Raw genomic sequence first — 17,345 nt, 5'->3', positions numbered from 1 at the left:
AGTTTCAGCGTTCAGCCGCTGAGAACTGAGCGCTCATCTCGTCGCTTTGAACTGAATCAGCGCGAGCATCTCGGCCTGGCGGGGCAGTTCCGTCCTGCCGGGCGGGAACTTGTTCGCATTGAACACGAACGCCAGCAGGTCCGCCGTCTGCTGGCGGCTGAGCGTCGCCGGATTGTCCACCGGCATCGTCGTGCGGACCCGGTCGAGCATCAAGTCGAGCGAGACGCCGTTCCAGTTGCCGTTGAAGGTGGCGCCGGTGAGCGCCGCGGCGCCGTCGACGGCGCCGCCGAGCGTCGTTCCGTGGCAATGGACGCAGCGCGTCATGTACAGAGCCTCGCCGCGCTTCGCCTGTTCCTCCGTATACACGCCGTCCCAGACGGTTCGCGTGCCCGGCTGGCCGGAGAGCGCCGGCGCAAGCGCCGCGACCCAGAGCAGCAGTCCAAATGCCGCCGCACGCGTCATTGCTGCTTCGCGCCGGCAGCATCGCCTGGCAGCGCGAACGCAAGGTACTCGCCGGAGTAGGGCCCGCCGCTGACCGCGACCACGATGTACTGCTTTCCCTTCGCCAGGTACGTCATCGGCGAGCCGCTCTGCGGCGCCGGCATGAACACGGCGCCGACTTCCTTGCCGGTGCCCTTGTCGTAGGCGCGGAGCATCGCGCCGCGCGGGCGATCCGGCAGCGTCGTGAACTGCGACTCGCCGAGCACCACCAGCGTCTTCGTGATCACGAGTCCGACACTCGATCCCTGCCCGGTGCGCGGAATGTTCATTCCCTTGAGCAGCGGATGATTGCGGACGACGTCGGGAGTTTCACCGTGCGGCACGCGCCATTTCACCGCACCCTTGTCCAGATCGATCGCCGCCAGGACGCTGTAGGGCGGCTTGATGATCGAGAGCCCCTGCACCGTCAGCCCGCCGCCGCCCTCGCCGCCGCCACCGCCGCGTCCCGAGGCGGGCGCCGCCGGCGTCGCCGTGCCCGCCTGCGCCGCGCCCGCGGCCTGGCCGCCCGGCTGCCCGCCGCGCGCGCGCTGCGAGACGTCCGCATAGGTCCCCGTCCCCGCCGCTTCGCGCAGCCGGAACGGCTGTCCGACGACGCCGTCCTGATAGGGAAGGTCAGAGAATCCCGGGGGCGGTGGGGCGACCGAGCCCGACTGCACCGACGAGGTGTTGGCGTGAACGAACACGGTGCGCAGCTCGGGATCGTAGCCGCCGCCCGGCCAGTTCGTGCCGCCGTTGATGTGGCCGATGTTGATCGCGCCGAGCAGCCCGCTGGTGTTCCCGACGATCGGCGGCGTATAGACGACGCCGGGCAGCCACTTGTAGCGTTCCAGCTGCTTCTTCGCCTGCGCGCGCAGCTCCGGCGTGAAATCGATCAGATCGTCTTCGGTGACGGTGTTGCGGCCGTACATCAGCGCGGCAGGCGGATGTGGCTGCGTCGGGGCATACCACTCCCCGGGAACGTCTCCCTTCGGCACCGGCTTCTCCTCGATCGGCCAGATCGGCTCGCCGGTCACCCGATCGAAGACATACAGCCACGCCTGCTTGCTCGGCACGGCGACGACCTTGCGCGGCGTTCCGTCGACCGTGACGTCGGCGATGAGCGGCGCCGAGGACATGTCGTCGTTCCAGATCGGGTGATGCACGAACTGGAAATGCCACCTGCGCCTGCCGGTCGCGAGATCGACGCAGACCAGGCTCTCGCCGAACAGGTTGTTGCCCGGCCGCTTGCCGCCGTAGAAGTCCGACGTGGGCGTCTCGACCGGGAGGTAGACGAGGCCCAGCTCCTCGTCGACGCTGATCTGCGTCCAGATGCCGGCATTGCCGTTCACCGCCCACGAGTTGTCCAGCCAGGTCTCGCTGCCGAACTCGCCGGGACGCGGAATCGTGTGGAACGTCCAGAGCAGCTTCCCGGTCCGCGCGTCGTAGGCGCGCGCCAGCCCTTTGGTGTTGTTGTGGGTCGTGACCGTCATGCCTTCCTTCATGGACGAGCCGACCAGCACGACGTTCTTCACCACCACCGGCGTCGAGTGGATGCCGATCTCTCCGGTCTCGAGATCGATCGGTTGACGGTTGCCGAACACCGCGCCGACCTTGAGATCGACGACGCCGTCGGTGCCGAACGTCCTGACCGGCTGGCCGGTCCTGGCGTGCAGCGCAATCATCCGGTAGCCCGGCGTGAAGTAGATGATGCGCTCGTCGCCGCGGCCGTCGGTCCAGTAGGCGAGTCCGCGGCCGGAGAGCTGGCGCGGCGCGTTCGCCCCGCGCGTCCCCTCAGGGTAGCGATGGACCCACAGCAGCTCTCCTGTCGCCGCATCCAGCGAGATCACCGACCGCCGCGTGCCGGCCGTGGTGTACATGATGCCGTTCACGACCAGCGGCGTCCCTTCCAGCTTGTACTCGGGACGGGTGCCGAGGCTGTCGGTCTTGAACCGCCACGCCACCTCGAGATCGTTGAAGTTCTCCGCCGTGATCTGTGCCAGCGGCGAATAGCGCGAGCCGCGCGTGTCGCCCGTGTAGCTGGGCCAGTCTCCCTTCGCCGTGGACGCCACGAAGGACCCCGGTCCGGCCGTCGCCGCGCCGCGCGCCGCCTGGCCCGAGAGCCGCAATCCCGTCCACGCGACGCCGGCGGCCGCGAGCAGGAGCACCATCGACGCCGATCGGACAGCCATTCGGGTCATCGTCCAACTCCTTCGATCATCCGGGGGCGTCGCCCCGCGGTCCCCTGCGCGCCCTCGCTCGAGCGTGCCGCTACACAGGTTCGCGTGTCTCGTGCGCCGGTTCCGGGTTCGGCCGGTAGTCCATTGCGGCGGTCCGTTTCCTGCGCGCCCCCAGCCTGATCAGCCAGACGACCGCCGCCGCCGCGACCATCAGGATCAGCCACCGCAGCACGCCGGTCACGCCGGCGATCGACAGCGCCGGCGCCTCGAACTGCCGCAGCCGATCCCATCGCTCCGCCGTCCAGTGCCAGCCGGTGTGCGCCACGAGCGCCGACAGCATGATCGTGCCGACCCGCTCGGCGACGACGAACCGGAACAGCAGCTGCAGCGCCGGCACCAGCATCGCGAGCACGAAGAGCTGGCCGGCCTCGACGCCCAGGTTGAACGCGAGCAGCGACGTGAGGAGGTGCGAGCCGGCGAACTGCAGCGTCTCCCGCAGCGCGAACGAGAACCCGAACCCGTGGACCAGGCCGAACGCGAACGCGATCAGCCACCGGCGCTGCACGTTGGTCGCGCCGGCGATGTTCTCGAGCGCCATGTAGAGGATCGAGCCCGCGATGGCGGTCTCGACCAGCGGTGCGAACCACAGCGCATCGGGCGCCAGCCCGGACGCCGCGGCGATGAGCGTGATCGAGTGCGCGATGGTGAAAGCGGTGACGATGAGCACGAGCGCGCCGAAGCGGCGGAACGGGATCACCAGGCAGAAGAGGAACAGCAGGTGATCCGTGCCGTCGAGAATGTGCGCGAACCCGAGCTGCACGAACCGCCACGCCGCCTGGTGCCAGCGCGGATCGAGCCGGAGCAGCCCCGGATCGCCGGCGTACTCGAAGGCGCGTTCGGCGCCCGCCGGCGGCTGGTAGCGCAGCACGGTGACGACGCGGACGCCGAGCCGCGCCAGCGCCGGGCGGATCGAGAACGCGCTGCGGTCGGAGCGCACGCCGTACTCGAGCAGCACGTCGAACAGCGCCTGGTTCCAGATCACCGCCGTGTCGGGCCGCAGCGGCGGTCCGGTGACGTGCGCCAGCGCGCGTTCATACGTGACGAACGAGCGGTCGGACGGCAGCGAGACGCGCACGGCGGCGATCCGCGGGACGTCCAGGCGGGTGTTCTCTTCGTAGACCTCGAGGTCGCGCGCAATCCAGAGCATCGCCGCGTCGCGCAGGACCTGATCGCCGCGCGCGATGTCGAGCAGCCCGTCCGGCGTGAGGGGAAACTCGACGTCGCGCATGGCGGCGAGCGGAACGCGGACCAGCACGCGCAGCGTGTGCTGCTGCGGCCGCACGAACGCCTGCACCACGACCGACGCCGGAATGTCGTGCGCCCGCGCCGCGCCCGGCACGCAGAGGAGAAGCGCGACCGCGGCCGCGGCCGCGCCAAGCCGGTCTGTCCACCGCACGGCGCGGAGTATACTGCGCGTCGCGGACTCAGCGGAGAGCTGAAACATGAGCAGATCGGCACCTTCCGGCGTCATGGCGCTCGCCATCGTGTCGGCCTTCGCAGTTCGCGCCGCCGGTCTGCAGACGACCGGCCCTGCCTACGAGGTGGATCCGCTCTGGCCCAGGCCGCTCCCGAATCACTGGCTGCTCGGCTCGGTGACGGGCGTCGCCGTCGACGCCCGCGACCACGTCTGGGTAGTGCATCGCGGCTACGATTCGATGACCGCACGGACGGAGATCGGCGCGGCGACCACCCCCAGGACGGCGGACGAGTGCTGCGTGCCGGCACCGCCGGTGCTGGAATTCGACGCCGCCGGCAACCTCGTCAGTCATTGGGGCGGCCGCGGCGACAACTACGACTGGCCGGTGTCGCCGGGAGGAATCACCGTCGACGCCAGGGGCAACGTGTGGATCGCCGCTGCAGGTCCGCCGGAGATCCCCGGCAGCGCCAACGCCCGTCCGGGGCGCTCCACGACGCCGGCGCCGGCAGCGGGCGCAGCGGCCTCGCAGAACCGCCCCGCGGACGCGCCGGCGCGCCCCGTCGACGCTCACGTGCTGAAGTTCTCGCGCACCGGAGAGTTCCTGCTCCAGATCGGCAAGGCGGGCGCGCCGGGCGGCAACGACAGCACGACGGCGCTCAACCGGCCGGCGGGCATCGCGGTCGATGCGGCCGCCAGCGAAGTCTACGTCGCGGACGGTTTCGTCAACCGTCGCGTCGTCGTGTTCGACGCCGCGACCGGTGCGTACAAGCGGCAGTGGGGGGGATCGGGTGACGGTGAGTTCCGCACCGTCAGCTGCGTCGAGATCGCCAGGGACGGGACGGTGTACGTCTGCGACCGCGGCAACAATCGCGTCCAGGCGTTCGACAGGTCCGGCAAGCCGCTGAAGCAGGGCATTGTCGCCAGGGAGACGCGCGGCACCGGATCGGTGTGGGATCTGGCGCTGTCGGCCGATCCGCAGCAGCGGTTCCTGTTCGTCGCCGACGGCCACGATCAGAAGGTCTTCATCCTGCGCCGCGACACCCTCGAGGTGGTCGGCAGCTTCGGCGGCGGCGGCCGCTATCCGGGAACGTTCTACAGCGTCGGCAGCGTCGCCGTCGACTCGAGGGGCAACGTCTACACCGGCGAGACGCTCGAAGGAAAGCGCGTGCAGAAATTCGTGCCGAAGGGAGGCGGGCGGTGACGCGGGACGTTCTCATCGGCCTTTCCTTCGCCGCCGCGCTCGCCGCGCTCGGACTCGCCGAACGAACCGCCGCCCGGGCGGCGGAAACGCAGGCGAAGCGCGCCGCGATGGCGCCCCGGTTCGAAGTCGATCCGCTGTGGCCGAAGCGGCTGCCCAACAACTGGGTGCTCGGACAGGTCATCGGCGTGACGGTCGACGACCAGGATCACGTCTGGATCGTGCACCGCGACAACCTGCTCGGCGCCAACGAGGCGGCCGCCAGTCAGAACCCGCCGACGGCGTCGTGCTGCGTGAAGGCGCCGCCCGTTCTCGAGTTCGATCCGGCCGGCAACGTGGTCGGTCACTGGGGAGGTCCCGCCGAGGGCTACGACTGGCCGGCGTCGAACCACGGCATCGCGGTGGACCACAAAGGCAACGTGTGGATCGGCGCCAACGAAGGCAACGACGCGCACGTGGTGAAGTTCACCAGAGCCGGCAAGTTCCTGATGCAGATTGGCAAGCCGGGGCAGAACAAGGGCAGCAACGACACGGAGAACTTCGGGCGGCCGGCGAAGATCTTCGTCGACGCCGGAGCGAACGAGGCCTACATCGCCGACGGCTACGGCAACAGGCGCGTCGTGGTGATCGACGCCGACACCGGGAAGTTCAAGCGGTACTGGGGAGCGTACGGCAACAAGCCGGACGATACCAATCCGGGCAATTACGACCCCAAGGCGCCGCCGGCCAGGCAGTTCCGCACGCCGGTGCACTGCGCGGATCTGTCGCACGACGGCTTCGTCTACGTCTGCGATCGCCCGAACGATCGGCTTCAGGTGTTCCGCTCCGACGGAACGTTCGTCAAGGAAAAGTTCATCGCGGCCAACACCCTCGGCGACGGTTCGGTCTGGGACGTCGCATTCTCGAAGGATCCGGAGCAGAAGTACTTGTTCCTGGCGGACGGCAAGAACGAGAAGGTCTACGTCATGCTGCGCGACTCGCTGGAGATTCTCACGTCGTTCGGCGACGGCGGCCGGCAGCCGGGCCAGTTCTTCGGGGTCCACAGCATCGCGCTGGACTCGAAGGGAAACATGTATACGGTCGAGACCTACGAGGGACGGCGGCTGCAGAAGTTCGTGTACAAGGGGCTGGCGCCCGTGACCAGGCTGGATCAGGGGACCGTGTGGCCAGGCAGGTAGGGCACACTCGCGAGCGGCTGGTCGTGACGCTGGCGGCGGCACTCGCGTCCGCCGTGCTGGCGACCGCCGCGCAGGCGCCGACCAACGATCTCCCGAACCCGTACCAGACGATCGCGCATCATTTCACACTGCCCGACGGGCGTGTGTGGGGGGCGACGAGCGCGGTGGACGTCGACCGGGACGGGACGTCGATCTGGGTCGGGGAGCGCTGCGGCGCGAATACGTGCCTCGGCTCGACGCTCGATCCCATTCTCAAGTTCGACGCGTCCGGCAGGCTGCTCGCCAGCTTCGGCGCGGGGACGATGATCTTCCCGCACGGGTTTCACGTGGATCGTGACGGGAACGTCTGGATCACCGACGGGCAGGACAACCGTCCGAGACGCGCGCGCGGCGCGCCGGCGGACTCACCGCTGCTTCCGGCACCGGCGACGCTGATCGGCCACCAGGTCTTCAAGTACAGTCCTCAGGGAAAGCTGTTGATGACGCTCGGCAAGGCGGGCGGCGGGCGCGACGCCGAGTACTTCTATCAGCCCAACGACGTGCTGGTCGCGCCGAACGGCGACATCTTCGTGTCTGAAGGACACTCGTCGGCGGAGGGATCGAACGCGCGGATCCTCAAGTTCGATCGCACCGGCAGGTTCATCAGGAGCTTCGGCAGGTTCGGGAAGGGACCAGGCGAGTTCGATCAGCCGCACGCGCTGGCGATGGACTCGAAGGGACGGCTGTTCGTCGGCGATCGCAGCAACAACCGGATCCAGATCCTCGATCAGGACGGCACCTATCTGGCGGAGTGGACGCAGTTCAGCCGCCCGAGCGGCATCGCCATCGATCGCGACGACAACATCTATGTCGCCGATTCCGAGTCCGGGTCGGTGAACCCGGCGCACGGCGAGTGGAAGCGCGGCATCCGCATCGGCAGCGCGAAGGACGGGTCGATCCGCTGGTTCATTCCGGATCCCTGGCCGACCTGCAAGCCGGATCAGCGGCCCGCTCCAGACGCGCCCTGTGCCAGCAGTACGAGCGGCGCCGAAGGAGTCGCGGTGGACCGCGCCGGGAACGTCTACGGGGCGGAGGTCGGACCGCGCGCCGTGAAGAAATACGTACGAAGCCAGAACCGCCGATGAAGATTGCCGCGTGCGCCATCGCGGCGTGTCTGGCGGCCGGCGCCGTGCTGCCGGCGGCAGCCACGGCGGGTCGCAGCCCCGGCGTGGTGTGGCTGTTCCTCGTCGATGACCTTCACATCGACTTCCGAACGACCGGCGTGGTTCGAACCTGGCTCGCGTCGCTGGTGAGAGATCTGGTCCGGGAGGAGGATGCCTTCGCGGCCCGAACGACCGGGCCGTCGCGCCTCTCGATCGGCTTGCTCGCCGGCAAGGCCGATCTCGAACAGGGTGTCCGACGCATCAGCGGCAGCGCAATCAGGTTCGCCGACGTCCGGCGCATGCCGGAAGCCGCGGGGGAGCTCGCTTACAGGGCGCAGGTCACCATGAAAGCCGCCGCCGCGCTCCTGTCGATTGCGCCGCAGCACGACCCGCGCCCGTGCATCATGCTCTACATCGGCAACGGGTTCGACGTGATCGACGGCGCCGTCGACGAGACCAGCGACTTTCTGAGAGAGGCGTGGCGCCGCGACGTCCGGCTGATCGCGTTGGATCTTGGGACGGTACGGACCGCGCAGATGCCTCCTCCGCCGGCCGGCGATGCGGAATGGATTCGCGTCGTGAACGCCCGCCGCAGCAGCCTGGAGCAGCTCGCGCTGCCGACGCAGGGATTCGTTCTCGCGGGCGACGAGGCGCTTCGGGAAGCGGCGGTGCGGATCTCGAACGCCGTCCGTTGAGCCCGGTCTACGCGGCGGCGGCCTTCTTCCCGAGGATCCGGTCGAACACCGCGACAGCCTTCTTCATCTCGTCCATCGTCCCGAACGAGATGCGGCAGTGCGTCTTCTCGAACGGCGGGAAGTCGCGCGCGACCTTGACCCCCTGCCTGGCGCAGGCGTCGCGGAATTCCTTCACCGGGCGGCCGATGTTGACGAACATGAAGTTGGCCTGCGAGCGGGTGGGCGTCATGCCGCGGTCGGCGAACCACTTCATCGTGAAGTCGCGCACGTCCTTGTTGCGGGCGCGTTCGCTGGCGACGAAGGACTCCTCGCGCTCCGTGGCGGCGATCGCCGCGCGCATCGCGAGGACGTTGAGCGAGCTGGTGCCCGAGCCCGCATCCCATTCGGCCATCTGCTTGATCGTCTCGGGATGCCCCACGGCGTAGCCGATCCGCAGGCCGGCCATGCCGTAGGCCTTCGAGAACGTGCGCGCGACGATCACGCGCGGGTTCTCCACCGCGATCGGAATGTGCGTCGCGTGATCCGGATCGGTGACGTAGTCGTAGTAGGCCTCGTCGACCAGCACTGTCGTGTCCGGCGACTCGCGGTTGACGCGGGCGAGGAACTCGCGGGTCGCACGGGCGCCGACGTACGTGGCGGTGGGGTTGTTCGGATTGCAGTAGAACACCAGCCCCGACCCCTTCGCCGCGGCCGCGAGCGTCCCGAGATCGACCTCGAGGCTGGCGTCGAGCGCAACCGGACGGACGGGATGTCCCATCATCTCGGCGTAGCCGGCGCACTCCTCGTAGGTTGGAATGGTGCCGACCAGCGGCTTGTCCTTCGCCGTGAACAGGTGCGTGCACGAGCGCAGGATCTGCGTCGAGCCGCAGCCGAGCACGATGTTCTCCGGCTTCACGGCGAGGCGTGTCGCCAGGGCGTCGATCAGGTCGCGCGCGCTGCCGGAGTAGCGCCCCGGCGTCGCTCCCGCGGGGCCGAACGCCGCTTTGATGGCGTCGAGGACCGCGGGACCGGGACCGAGCGGGTTCTCGTTGCTCGAGAGACAGATCACGCCGCGCTCGACCGCTTCGAGCGGGGTTTCGAGCGCCGACCAGATGGCGTTCTCCCGCCCGCGCGCACCGACGCAGGCGGCGGCGCCGAGCCCGAGAGTGTGCACGAAGCGGCGTCGTGTCAGCATGGCGGCCCCTTACCTCACGTCTTTCTGGGCGCTCGTCGTCAACGGTTTGAGTACGGCACGGAAGACCTCGACCGCCTTCTTCATCTCGTCGAGCGTACCGATCGAAATCCGGCAGTGGCTCTTTTCGTAGGGCGGGAAGTCGCGGCCGACCATCACTCCGGCCTTCGCACACGCCTCGCGGAAATCCTTCACCGGACCGCCGATGTCGACGAACAGGAAGTTCCCCTGCGAGTCGGCCGGCTTCGCTCCCATGTCCTGCAGCGCCTTCGCCGTGAAGGCGCGGACGGCGGTGTTGCGCCTGCGCTCGTCCTCGAGATGGCGGTTGTCGCCGAGCGCCGCGATCGCCGCGGCGACGCCGAAGACGCTGATGTTGTACGGCATCTTGAAGCGGGCGAGCCGCTTGATCGTGTCGGCGGTGCCGACGGCGTAGCCGATGCGCATCCCGGCCATCCCGTACGCCTTCGAGAAGGTGCGTGCCACGATCACGTTCGGCGTCGACAGCGCCAGCGGGATCGCCGTCGCATACGACGGGTCGGTCACGTACTCGTGGTACGCCTCGTCGATGAGGATCACGGTGTCGGGCGATGCGGCGCGGATCCGTTCAACCATGTCGGCGACCGTCTTGGCGCCGTGCACCGTGGCGGTCGGGTTGTTCGGGTTGTTGAAGAAGACCAGTCCGGCCGGACCGGCCGCTTCGGGACCGCCCCTGGGCGCGGCGGCAATCATCCCTTCGACGTCGAGCCGGAGCGCGGAATCGACGCGCACTTCGGTGAGCGGGAGGTTGTGGCGCTTCGCGTAGTTGGTGCAGTTCTCGAACGTCGGCAGCGCCGTCACGAGGCCGCGCGCGGGACCGACGAACGCGCGTACGGCGTTCTTCAGAATCTCCTGCGATCCGGCGCCGACGACGATGCTCTCGGTCTTGACTTTGTGCCTGGCGGCGATTGCCGCGGCGAGATCCGCGTCCGCAGGCGTGCTGTTGAAAGGGTAGCGGCCCGCCTCGGGGAACTTGCGGAGCATGGCCTCGAGCGCCGCCCTGCCAGGGCCGAGCGGATTCTCGTTGCTGCTGATGCGGATTTCGTCGACCCCGGGGGGAAGCACGGGGCGGGCGCGCTGCCCCTGGGCCTGCGCCTCGGCGAGATGGGCTTCGAGCCCTCGTGCCGAGATCACTGCACCCGAGAAGAGGGCGGCGTCAGCCGTCCCGGCGATGCGAAGGAAACCGCGGCGGGACACGGGCATCTCTACCCTCCAATGGCTGGCGCGTCCGCACGTATCCTAAGGCCAAACCTCCCGGGCGGAAAGTCTATTTCGCGATGGCGGGCTGCGCCGCCTTGATCTCCGCCACCCGCTTCTGCGCGTCGTCGAGATGCTCGCTCTGCTCGAATTCCTTGAGCAGCCGCTCGTAGTAGGGCAGCGCCTCGGCCGGGCGCTGGACCTTGAGGAACGACTCCCCGAGGTACCAGAAGACCGAGTCGCGGCGGGTGTACTCGGGGTCTTCCTTCAACAGCGGCTGGAGACGGTTGATCACTCCGGGGTACCACTTGATGCGGTAGTAGTGGACGGCGACGCCGACGTCCCAGTCGGCCAGGCGGTCCTTCGCGGCGCGGAGCTTCTGCCGTGCTTCGCCGATCAGCGGCTTGTCGGCGAAGCGGGTCACGTAGGTCGTCAGCTCGCGGATCGCGTCGCGCGTCTCCGTCTGGTCCCGCATCGGCGAGCGCATCTGGTTGAAGTACGCCATCGCGAGCTGGTACTGGGCGTAGTGCGCCCGCTCGTGGGTCGGATAGAAGTTCAGGAACTCGCGATACTCGTTGATCGCGAGCACGTACGACTCCGCGGACCGCTCGCCGAGATACGAGTCGCCGATCCCGAGTTTGGCGTCGGCGCGATAGCGGCTGGTCGGATAGCTGTCGACGAGCTGCCGGAAGTACTCGCGCGCGTAGATCCAGCGCTTGCGCCCGAGGTTGTCGGTGCCGCGCTCGAAGAGGAACTTGTCCGGCTCGGTCGTACCCGCGGGGGGCTGCCGCGGGCCGCCGCTCGCGCAGGCAGACGCCAGCGCCGCAAGCAGGATCACGATGGAGAATCTCAACTTCGTCATGGGTGTCATGCGAGCGCCGGTGACTTCGCCAGCCACTCGTACTCGGCCCGGATCCCTTCTTCGAGCGAAACCGTCGGGGCGAATCCCAGGTCGCGGCGCGCCAGGGACGTGTCGGCGTAGGTGTCGCGCATGTCCCCCTTCTGCGCCGGTTCGCGGTTCACGGTCAGCGCACGGCCGTGCACGCGTTCGATGATCTGCAGCACCTGGTTCATCGAGACGCGCGCGCCGCCGCCGATGTTGTAGGCGGTTCCCGGCACGCCGCGCTCGCCGGCCGCGACCGTCGCCGCGACGGCGTCGGCCACGAACGTGAAGTCGCGCGTCTGTTCACCGTCGCCGTAGAGCGTGATCGGCTTGCCGTCCAGCGCGGCGCGGATGAAGCGGTTGAACGCCATGTCGGGGCGCTGCCGCGGCCCGTACACGGTGAAGTAGCGCATCGCCACGGCCGGAACGCCGTAGTTCACGTGGTACAGATAGCCCAACTGCTCGGCCGCCATCTTGGTGACCCCGTAAGGTGATACCGGCTGCGGCAGCGCGTCTTCCTTCATCGGAATCGGCGCGCGGTCGCCGTACACCGACGAGCTCGACGCGTGCACGAACCGGTGGAGCGGGCGGCCGACGCACGCCTCGAGCAGCTTCTGCGTCGCGTCGACGTTGTTGTCGGTATAGGTGCGGAAGTCGCGCCCCCAGCTCTTGCGCACGCCGGCCTGGGCGGCGAGGTGGAAGACGTGCGTCATTCCGTCGAGCAGCGCCGCCAGGTCGGTATCCTGCAGCGCCGCTTCGACGAACCGGAAGCCGGACCGGCGCCGGTTCTCGTCGAGATTGCGCTCCTTGAGCGCACGGCCGTAGTAGTCGGTGAAGGCGTCGACGCCGACCACCGTCGCTCCGCCGTCGAGCAGGGCGGAAGCGAGATGCGAGCCGATGAACCCCGCCGCGCCGGTGACCAGCGCCTTCATGCGAACGCCTCCCGCACGCGCGCCGGCAGCCGGCAGGGGCGCCCCGACGGATCGAGCGAGGCGTGCACGGTGCGTCCGGCGGCGGCGACGGTCTGGTCGGCCGCTTTCACGATCTGGTAACGAAACTCCATCCGAACGGGTGACAGCATCCGCCCTTCCGTCCTCACCTCGATCTCGTCATCGTACCGCGCCGGGCGCAGATACTCGCAATGCGCTTCGATCACCGGCAGGGAGATGCCTTCGGTTTCCATCTCGCGGTAGGTCCAGCCGAGCGATCGCAGCAGATCGGCGCGTCCCACTTCGAACCAGACGAGATAGTTCGCGTAGTAGACAACCCCCATCTTATCGGTTTCGGCGTAGCGAACCCGAAGGGTGGAGACCGACGCCGGCATCACGAGCCGACCGCCGCACGCGCGGCGGCGCGGAGATCGTGAATCGCGCGTACCGGATCCGCGGATCCGAAGATCGCGTTGCCTGCCACCAGGATGTCTGCGCCGGCGGCGACGATCCCCGGCGCGGTGTGGACGTCGATGCCGCCGTCCACCTCGATCGGCGCGCGGCTCCCGGCGCGGCGCAGCAGTTCGCGGACGGCACGCACTTTAGACTCCGACCGCGGGATGAAGGTCTGGCCGCCGAACCCCGGATTCACCGTCATCACGAGGACGTAGTCCACGTCGCCGGCAATCTCCTCCAGCGCGCCCACCGGCGTCGCCGGGTTCAGCGCCACGCCCGCCTTGGCTCCGAGGGATCGGATCAAGTGAACCGTGCGATGCAGGTGGACCGCCGCCTCGGCGTGAACCGTGACGCTGTTCGCGCCCGCGCACACGAACGCGTCGATGTACCGGTCCGGCTCCTCGATCATCAGGTGGACGTCGAGCGGAAGCCGCGAGACCCGCTTCAGCGACTTCACGACCGGCGGGCCGATGGTGATGTTCGGCACGAAGTGTCCGTCCATCACGTCGACATGGATCAGATCCGCGCCGCCCCGCTCCGCGGCGGCGATGGCCTCGCCGAGCGCCGCGAAATCGGCGGAGAGCAGCGACGGGGCAATCTGAAGCGTACCGGCGGGCTGCATGCTCAGCGACTCACCTCGAGCGAGATCGGATCGCTGGGGCCGATCTGAAAGCCCCCCTGGGGACTCTGCCGCAGCACGATGCCGGCGGGCACGCCCGGATACGGATGGTCGCCGACGACCGACACCCGAAAGCCGCGGGAGCGCAGCAGGTCGGCGGCGCGATCGCCGTTCACGCCGATCAGATCGGGCATGACGTAGGTCGCGCCGCGTTCGCCGCGGTTGATCAGGAGCGCCATTTGCGCGCCCGTCGGCGTGCGCTGCTTCGGCGCCGGATTCTGCGCGACGACCGTACCGGCGGTGTAGTCGCCGGAACGGATTTCCGCGATCGACGCCAGCTGCAGCCCGTCCTGCGCCGCGCGGAGCTGCGCGGTGCGTTCCGATTCGCCGACCAGTGCGGGCACCGTGGCGGCCTGCGGTCCGCCGCTGACCCACACCTTCACGCTGCGCTCGCGCCGCGTCGACGCCCCGGGCTGCGGGTCCTGGCTCAGGATCTGTCCGGCGGGCACTTTCGGGTCGGGCCGCCGGGCCTCCTCGACCTTCAGGTTCAAGCCGGCGGACTGAAGGATCGCCGTCGCCTCGGTCACCGTCCTGCCGTCCAACGCCGGCACCACCACGTCGCGCGCCTTGATCGCCAGGCGCATGGCGGCGGCGAAGAACAGCACGTAGGTGAGGAACAGGCCGCCGGCCACGAGCAGCCGTTTACCGGCCCCCCAGACCCGCGTGGAAATCGCCATAAACAGTTAACTTTACCACCCCGTGGTCCGGACCATCCGGACCGCGTAGAACGCCTCCAGCCCGTCCCGGAACGGCAGGGTCTCGAGCGCCCCCTCCCCGTCGAGCAGCGCCGCCAGCACCGGGCTCGCGGCGAACCGGGGCGGAACCTCCCGCCGAAATCCCGGATGGGCCGACAGGAAGCCGCCGACCACCGCCGCGTTCTCGTCCGGCTCGCTCGAGCACGTGGAGTAGACGATGCGGCCGCCCGGACGGACGACCGCCGCGAGCGAGTCGAGCATTTCCCGCTGCCGCTCGGCGAAGACCGCCAGATCCCCCTCGGTCCGCCGCCAGCGGACGTCCGGATCGCGGCGGATGATGCCGAGCCCCGAGCACGGCGCGTCCAGCAGCACCGCATCGAACGCCGCCGGCCCCGCGGGCACGGCGCGGGCGTCTGCCTGGATCACGCGGATGTTGCGGGCGCCGGACTGCGCGACCGTTCGCGCCAGCAGATCGACCCGGCGTCCGCGCACGTCGGCCGCGACGATCGTTCCGCGTCCGCCCATCGCCGCCGCCATCTGCGTCGTCTTCCCCCCGGGCGAGGCGCAGGCGTCGAGAATCGTCTCGCCGCCCGCCGCATCCACGTATTCCCCGACGAGCTGCGAGGCTTCGTCCTGCACGACGAACGCGCCGCCGTGCGCGAGCGGCGTCAGCAGGGGATTGCCGCCGGTGACGACCAGTGCGTTCGGCGCGAACCGGCCGGGCTCCGTGGCGACGCCCGCCTCAGCCAGATCGCGCACCAGCGCCTCCGCGGTCGTTTTCAGCGTGTTCACTCGCAGCGTCAGCGGCGCCGGACTGTTGTCGAACCGGGCCCAGCGCGCGGCGGCATCGAAGCCGTGCCGCTCCAGCCAGCGCGCCGACAGCCAGCGCGGGTGGGAGAGCGACACCGACAGCACGTCGATCGGCGGCGCCTCGGGGATCGGCAGGCGGGCCCGTTCCCGCGACACGCGCCGGAGCAGCGCGTTGACGAACCCGGCGGCGCTCTTCTTGCCCGCCTTCCTCGCGAGGTTCACCGCATCGTCCACCACCGCGGCCGCGGGCACGCGATCCAGGTGCAGGAGCTGAAACATCCCGGTCCGCAGAATGGCGACGATCTCGGGATCGAGCCTGGCGACGGGGCGTCCGGCGAATTGCGCGATGACGTGATCGAAGGCCCCCTGCCACCGGAGCGTGCCGGTGGCGATCTCTCCGGCGAGCGCACGATCGCGCTCGTCGCCGAGCCTGCCGCGTGCGTGCGCCAGCGCGGCGGGCAGGTCCGCGCGTCCCGCGGCGACGGCGAGCACGGTTTCGTACGCCGCGATCCGGGCGGGCGCGATCACGGGTGGAAGCGGTCGCCGGCCGACACGGCGCGCCCGGCGAGGAACTCCCGCGCCGTCATGGTGCGGCGTCCTTCGGGCTGGAGCTCGAGGATCTGCAGCGCCGTCCCGTCGCCGCAGGCGACGACGATCTCGTCCCCCGCCGCCCGAACGATGGTGCCGGGCGCCGATCCGGGGGTCAGGTCTGCAAACGGGCGCTCCGGGGTGCCAGGTCTGGAAACGGGCAGTTCGGGGGTGCCAGGTCTGGAATCGGGCAGTTCCGGGGCCTGACCCCCGAACTGCCCGTTTGTAGACCTGGCACCCCCGAACTGCCCGTTTGCAGACCTGACCCCCGGGGACAGGGACAGAGACAGCGGACGGGTGCGGCGCAGGACGATGCGGTCCGAGCCGAGGCGGGTAGAAGCGAGGGGCCAGGGCTGGAGTCCCCGTACGCGGTTGTGCACGACGGCCGCGGGCTGCGTCCAGTCGATCGTCCCTTCCTCCTTGGTGATCTTCGCGGCGTGCGTCGCGCGCGCGTGATCCTGCGGCGTCTCCACGGCCCGCCCCATCGCCAGATCGTCGACGACGGGGACGAGCAGCCTTGCGCCGAGCACCGCGAGCACGCCCTCCATGTCGCCGCTGGTCGCGTCGGACGGGATCGGGACGGTTGCGACCGCGAACGTCGGGCCGGCGTCGAGCTCCGGCTCGACGCGCATGATCGTCACGCCGGTCTCCGCATCGCCGGCCAGCACCGCGCGCTGAATCGGGGCCGCGCCGCGATAGCGCGGCAGCACGGACGCATGCACGTTGATCATGCCGAGCGGCGGGATCGCGAGCAGGGCATCCGGCAGGATGCGCCCGAACGCCACCACGACGCCGAGATCCGCCTCCACGGCGCGGACGCGATCGAGAAAGGCCGGCTCGCGGATCTTCGCCGGCTGCAGCACGGGGATGCCGTGCGCGGCGGCGACGGCTTTCGTCGGCGTCGGCTGAAGCTGGTGGCCGCGCCCCTTCGGACGATCCGGCTGCGACACCACGGCGACCACCGCATGCCGGGACGCGATCAACGCCTCGAGCGAGGGCACCGCGAACGCCGGCGTCCCGAAAAACACGATGCGGAGCGGCTTCACCACTTGCCCGACTTCTTCAGCTTCTGGATCTTGCGCACGATCAGATCGCGTTTGATGCCGCGCAGCCGGTCGATGAAGACGATGCCGTCGAGGTGATCGATCTCGTGCTGGAACGCCCGCGCCAGCAGGTCCTTGCCTTCGATCGTCTGCTCCTGCCCGTACCGGTCCAGGCCGGTGACGACGACGCGCTGCGGGCGGACGACGGTGGCGTTGAACCCGGGCGCGCTGAGGCAGCCTTCTTCCTCGAGCTGCGTGCCCTCGCGCGTCACGAACGCCGGATTAACCATGACGATCAGCTCGCCGCTCGACCGCCCCAGCGACAGATCGATGACGAATACCCGCAGCGACACCCCGATCTGCGTGGCCGCGAGACCTATGCCCGGCGCCGCGTACATCGTCTCGATCATGTCATCGACGAGACGCTGGAAGTCGTCGTCGAATGAGACGACCTCGGCGGCAGGCGTGTGCAGCGGCCGCTCCCCGTAGCGCAGGATGGGACGAATCATCT

17 protein-coding genes are annotated in these 17,345 nt (G+C 69.4%); 4 read left to right on the top strand and 13 right to left on the bottom strand.

All coding sequences use genetic code 11. The features are described 5' to 3' along the window. Positions 1-33: 33 nt before the first annotated feature. The 3 genes from VFK57_24740 to VFK57_24730 form a co-directional block, all read right to left on the bottom strand. The gene (locus tag VFK57_24740; GenBank protein HET7698950.1) at positions 34-462 is read right to left on the bottom strand and encodes a cytochrome c; all 429 of its coding nucleotides are present in this window, start codon (positions 460-462) and stop codon (positions 34-36) included. Beyond that, complete coding sequence (locus VFK57_24735; GenBank protein ID HET7698949.1) at positions 459-2,678, bottom strand: PQQ-binding-like beta-propeller repeat protein; 2,220 nt, start codon at positions 2,676-2,678, stop codon at positions 459-461. The genes VFK57_24740 and VFK57_24735 overlap by 4 nt, the downstream gene beginning before the upstream one ends. Positions 2,679-2,748: 70 nt before the next feature. Continuing rightward, positions 2,749-4,113: a HupE/UreJ family protein gene (locus VFK57_24730; protein ID HET7698948.1), complete on the bottom strand. Its 1,365-nt coding sequence runs from the start codon at positions 4,111-4,113 to the stop codon at positions 2,749-2,751. 46 nt (positions 4,114-4,159) lie between these two features. On the opposite strand from VFK57_24730, the gene VFK57_24725 reads away from it, so the two are divergent. From VFK57_24725 to VFK57_24710, 4 genes are read left to right on the top strand one after another with little or no spacing between them, the layout of a single operon-like run. Next, positions 4,160-5,335 carry a hypothetical protein gene (locus VFK57_24725; GenBank protein HET7698947.1) on the top strand — a complete coding sequence of 392 codons (1,176 nt, stop codon included), beginning with the start codon at positions 4,160-4,162 and terminating at the stop codon, positions 5,333-5,335. Further along, entirely contained in the window at positions 5,332-6,510 is a 1,179-nt protein-coding gene (locus VFK57_24720; GenBank protein HET7698946.1) for a hypothetical protein, read from the top strand. The genes VFK57_24725 and VFK57_24720 overlap by 4 nt, the downstream gene beginning before the upstream one ends. Further along, on the top strand, positions 6,495-7,634 hold the full coding sequence (locus VFK57_24715) for a peptidyl-alpha-hydroxyglycine alpha-amidating lyase family protein (protein ID HET7698945.1): 1,140 nt from the start codon (positions 6,495-6,497) through the stop codon (positions 7,632-7,634). Before VFK57_24720 ends, VFK57_24715 begins: the two co-directional genes overlap by 16 nt. Continuing rightward, positions 7,631-8,347: a hypothetical protein gene (locus tag VFK57_24710; GenBank protein ID HET7698944.1), complete on the top strand. Its 717-nt coding sequence runs from the start codon at positions 7,631-7,633 to the stop codon at positions 8,345-8,347. The genes VFK57_24715 and VFK57_24710 overlap by 4 nt, the downstream gene beginning before the upstream one ends. Positions 8,348-8,354: 7 nt before the next feature. Here the strand turns inward: VFK57_24710 and VFK57_24705 are convergent, their stop codons facing one another. From VFK57_24705 to def, 10 genes are all read right to left on the bottom strand, one after another. After that, positions 8,355-9,521, bottom strand: coding sequence for an aminotransferase class I/II-fold pyridoxal phosphate-dependent enzyme (locus tag VFK57_24705; protein HET7698943.1), 1,167 nt, complete (start codon positions 9,519-9,521; stop codon positions 8,355-8,357). A 9-nt stretch (positions 9,522-9,530) separates the two neighbouring features. Beyond that, positions 9,531-10,757, bottom strand: coding sequence for a histidinol-phosphate transaminase (locus VFK57_24700; GenBank protein HET7698942.1), 1,227 nt, complete (start codon positions 10,755-10,757; stop codon positions 9,531-9,533). A gap of 64 nt (positions 10,758-10,821) precedes the next feature. Beyond that, positions 10,822-11,613 (bottom strand): outer membrane protein assembly factor BamD, encoded by a 792-nt coding sequence (bamD, locus tag VFK57_24695; protein ID HET7698941.1) that lies wholly within the window; start codon positions 11,611-11,613, stop codon positions 10,822-10,824. Between the two features lie 5 nt (positions 11,614-11,618). Then, positions 11,619-12,566 (bottom strand): NAD-dependent epimerase/dehydratase family protein, encoded by a 948-nt coding sequence (locus tag VFK57_24690; GenBank protein ID HET7698940.1) that lies wholly within the window; start codon positions 12,564-12,566, stop codon positions 11,619-11,621. After that, positions 12,563-12,958 carry a thioesterase family protein gene (locus VFK57_24685; GenBank protein HET7698939.1) on the bottom strand — a complete coding sequence of 132 codons (396 nt, stop codon included), beginning with the start codon at positions 12,956-12,958 and terminating at the stop codon, positions 12,563-12,565. The genes VFK57_24690 and VFK57_24685 overlap by 4 nt, the downstream gene beginning before the upstream one ends. Beyond that, the gene (gene rpe / locus VFK57_24680) at positions 12,958-13,641 is read right to left on the bottom strand and encodes a ribulose-phosphate 3-epimerase (protein HET7698938.1); all 684 of its coding nucleotides are present in this window, start codon (positions 13,639-13,641) and stop codon (positions 12,958-12,960) included. Before rpe ends, VFK57_24685 begins: the two co-directional genes overlap by 1 nt. A 2-nt stretch (positions 13,642-13,643) precedes the next feature. After that, the gene (locus VFK57_24675; GenBank protein HET7698937.1) at positions 13,644-14,375 is read right to left on the bottom strand and encodes a PASTA domain-containing protein; all 732 of its coding nucleotides are present in this window, start codon (positions 14,373-14,375) and stop codon (positions 13,644-13,646) included. A 12-nt stretch (positions 14,376-14,387) separates the two neighbouring features. Then, entirely contained in the window at positions 14,388-15,731 is a 1,344-nt protein-coding gene (rsmB, locus tag VFK57_24670) for a 16S rRNA (cytosine(967)-C(5))-methyltransferase RsmB (GenBank protein ID HET7698936.1), read from the bottom strand. Continuing rightward, complete coding sequence (gene fmt / locus VFK57_24665; protein HET7698935.1) at positions 15,728-16,837, bottom strand: methionyl-tRNA formyltransferase; 1,110 nt, start codon at positions 16,835-16,837, stop codon at positions 15,728-15,730. The genes rsmB and fmt overlap by 4 nt, the downstream gene beginning before the upstream one ends. Next, positions 16,834-17,343: a peptide deformylase gene (def, locus tag VFK57_24660; protein ID HET7698934.1), complete on the bottom strand. Its 510-nt coding sequence runs from the start codon at positions 17,341-17,343 to the stop codon at positions 16,834-16,836. The genes fmt and def overlap by 4 nt, the downstream gene beginning before the upstream one ends. Positions 17,344-17,345 lie beyond the last annotated feature (2 nt).

This window comes from Vicinamibacterales bacterium (assembly GCA_035699745.1).
Taxonomy (GTDB): domain Bacteria; phylum Acidobacteriota; class Vicinamibacteria; order Vicinamibacterales; family 2-12-FULL-66-21; genus JAICSD01.
The sequence above is the reverse complement of the archived record's forward strand: the minus strand, read 5'-3'. Positions and strand labels throughout refer to the sequence as shown.

What these genes read in the sequence shown, in the direction of transcription:
- VFK57_24740 (HET7698950.1), bottom strand. Translation starts at nt 462, where the DNA reads ATGACGCGTGCGGCGGCATTTGGACTGCTGCTCTGGGTCGCGGCGCTT.
- VFK57_24735 (HET7698949.1), bottom strand. Translation starts at nt 2,678, where the DNA reads ATGACCCGAATGGCTGTCCGATCGGCGTCGATGGTGCTCCTGCTCGCG.
- VFK57_24725 (HET7698947.1), top strand. Translation starts at nt 4,160, where the DNA reads ATGAGCAGATCGGCACCTTCCGGCGTCATGGCGCTCGCCATCGTGTCG.
- VFK57_24710 (HET7698944.1), top strand. Translation starts at nt 7,631, where the DNA reads ATGAAGATTGCCGCGTGCGCCATCGCGGCGTGTCTGGCGGCCGGCGCC.
- VFK57_24705 (HET7698943.1), bottom strand. Translation starts at nt 9,521, where the DNA reads ATGCTGACACGACGCCGCTTCGTGCACACTCTCGGGCTCGGCGCCGCC.
- VFK57_24700 (HET7698942.1), bottom strand. Translation starts at nt 10,757, where the DNA reads ATGCCCGTGTCCCGCCGCGGTTTCCTTCGCATCGCCGGGACGGCTGAC.
- bamD (HET7698941.1), bottom strand. Translation starts at nt 11,613, where the DNA reads ATGACGAAGTTGAGATTCTCCATCGTGATCCTGCTTGCGGCGCTGGCG.
- VFK57_24690 (HET7698940.1), bottom strand. Translation starts at nt 12,566, where the DNA reads ATGAAGGCGCTGGTCACCGGCGCGGCGGGGTTCATCGGCTCGCATCTC.
- VFK57_24685 (HET7698939.1), bottom strand. Translation starts at nt 12,958, where the DNA reads ATGCCGGCGTCGGTCTCCACCCTTCGGGTTCGCTACGCCGAAACCGAT.
- rpe (HET7698938.1), bottom strand. Translation starts at nt 13,641, where the DNA reads ATGCAGCCCGCCGGTACGCTTCAGATTGCCCCGTCGCTGCTCTCCGCC.
- VFK57_24675 (HET7698937.1), bottom strand. Translation starts at nt 14,375, where the DNA reads ATGGCGATTTCCACGCGGGTCTGGGGGGCCGGTAAACGGCTGCTCGTG.
- def (HET7698934.1), bottom strand. Translation starts at nt 17,343, where the DNA reads ATGATTCGTCCCATCCTGCGCTACGGGGAGCGGCCGCTGCACACGCCT.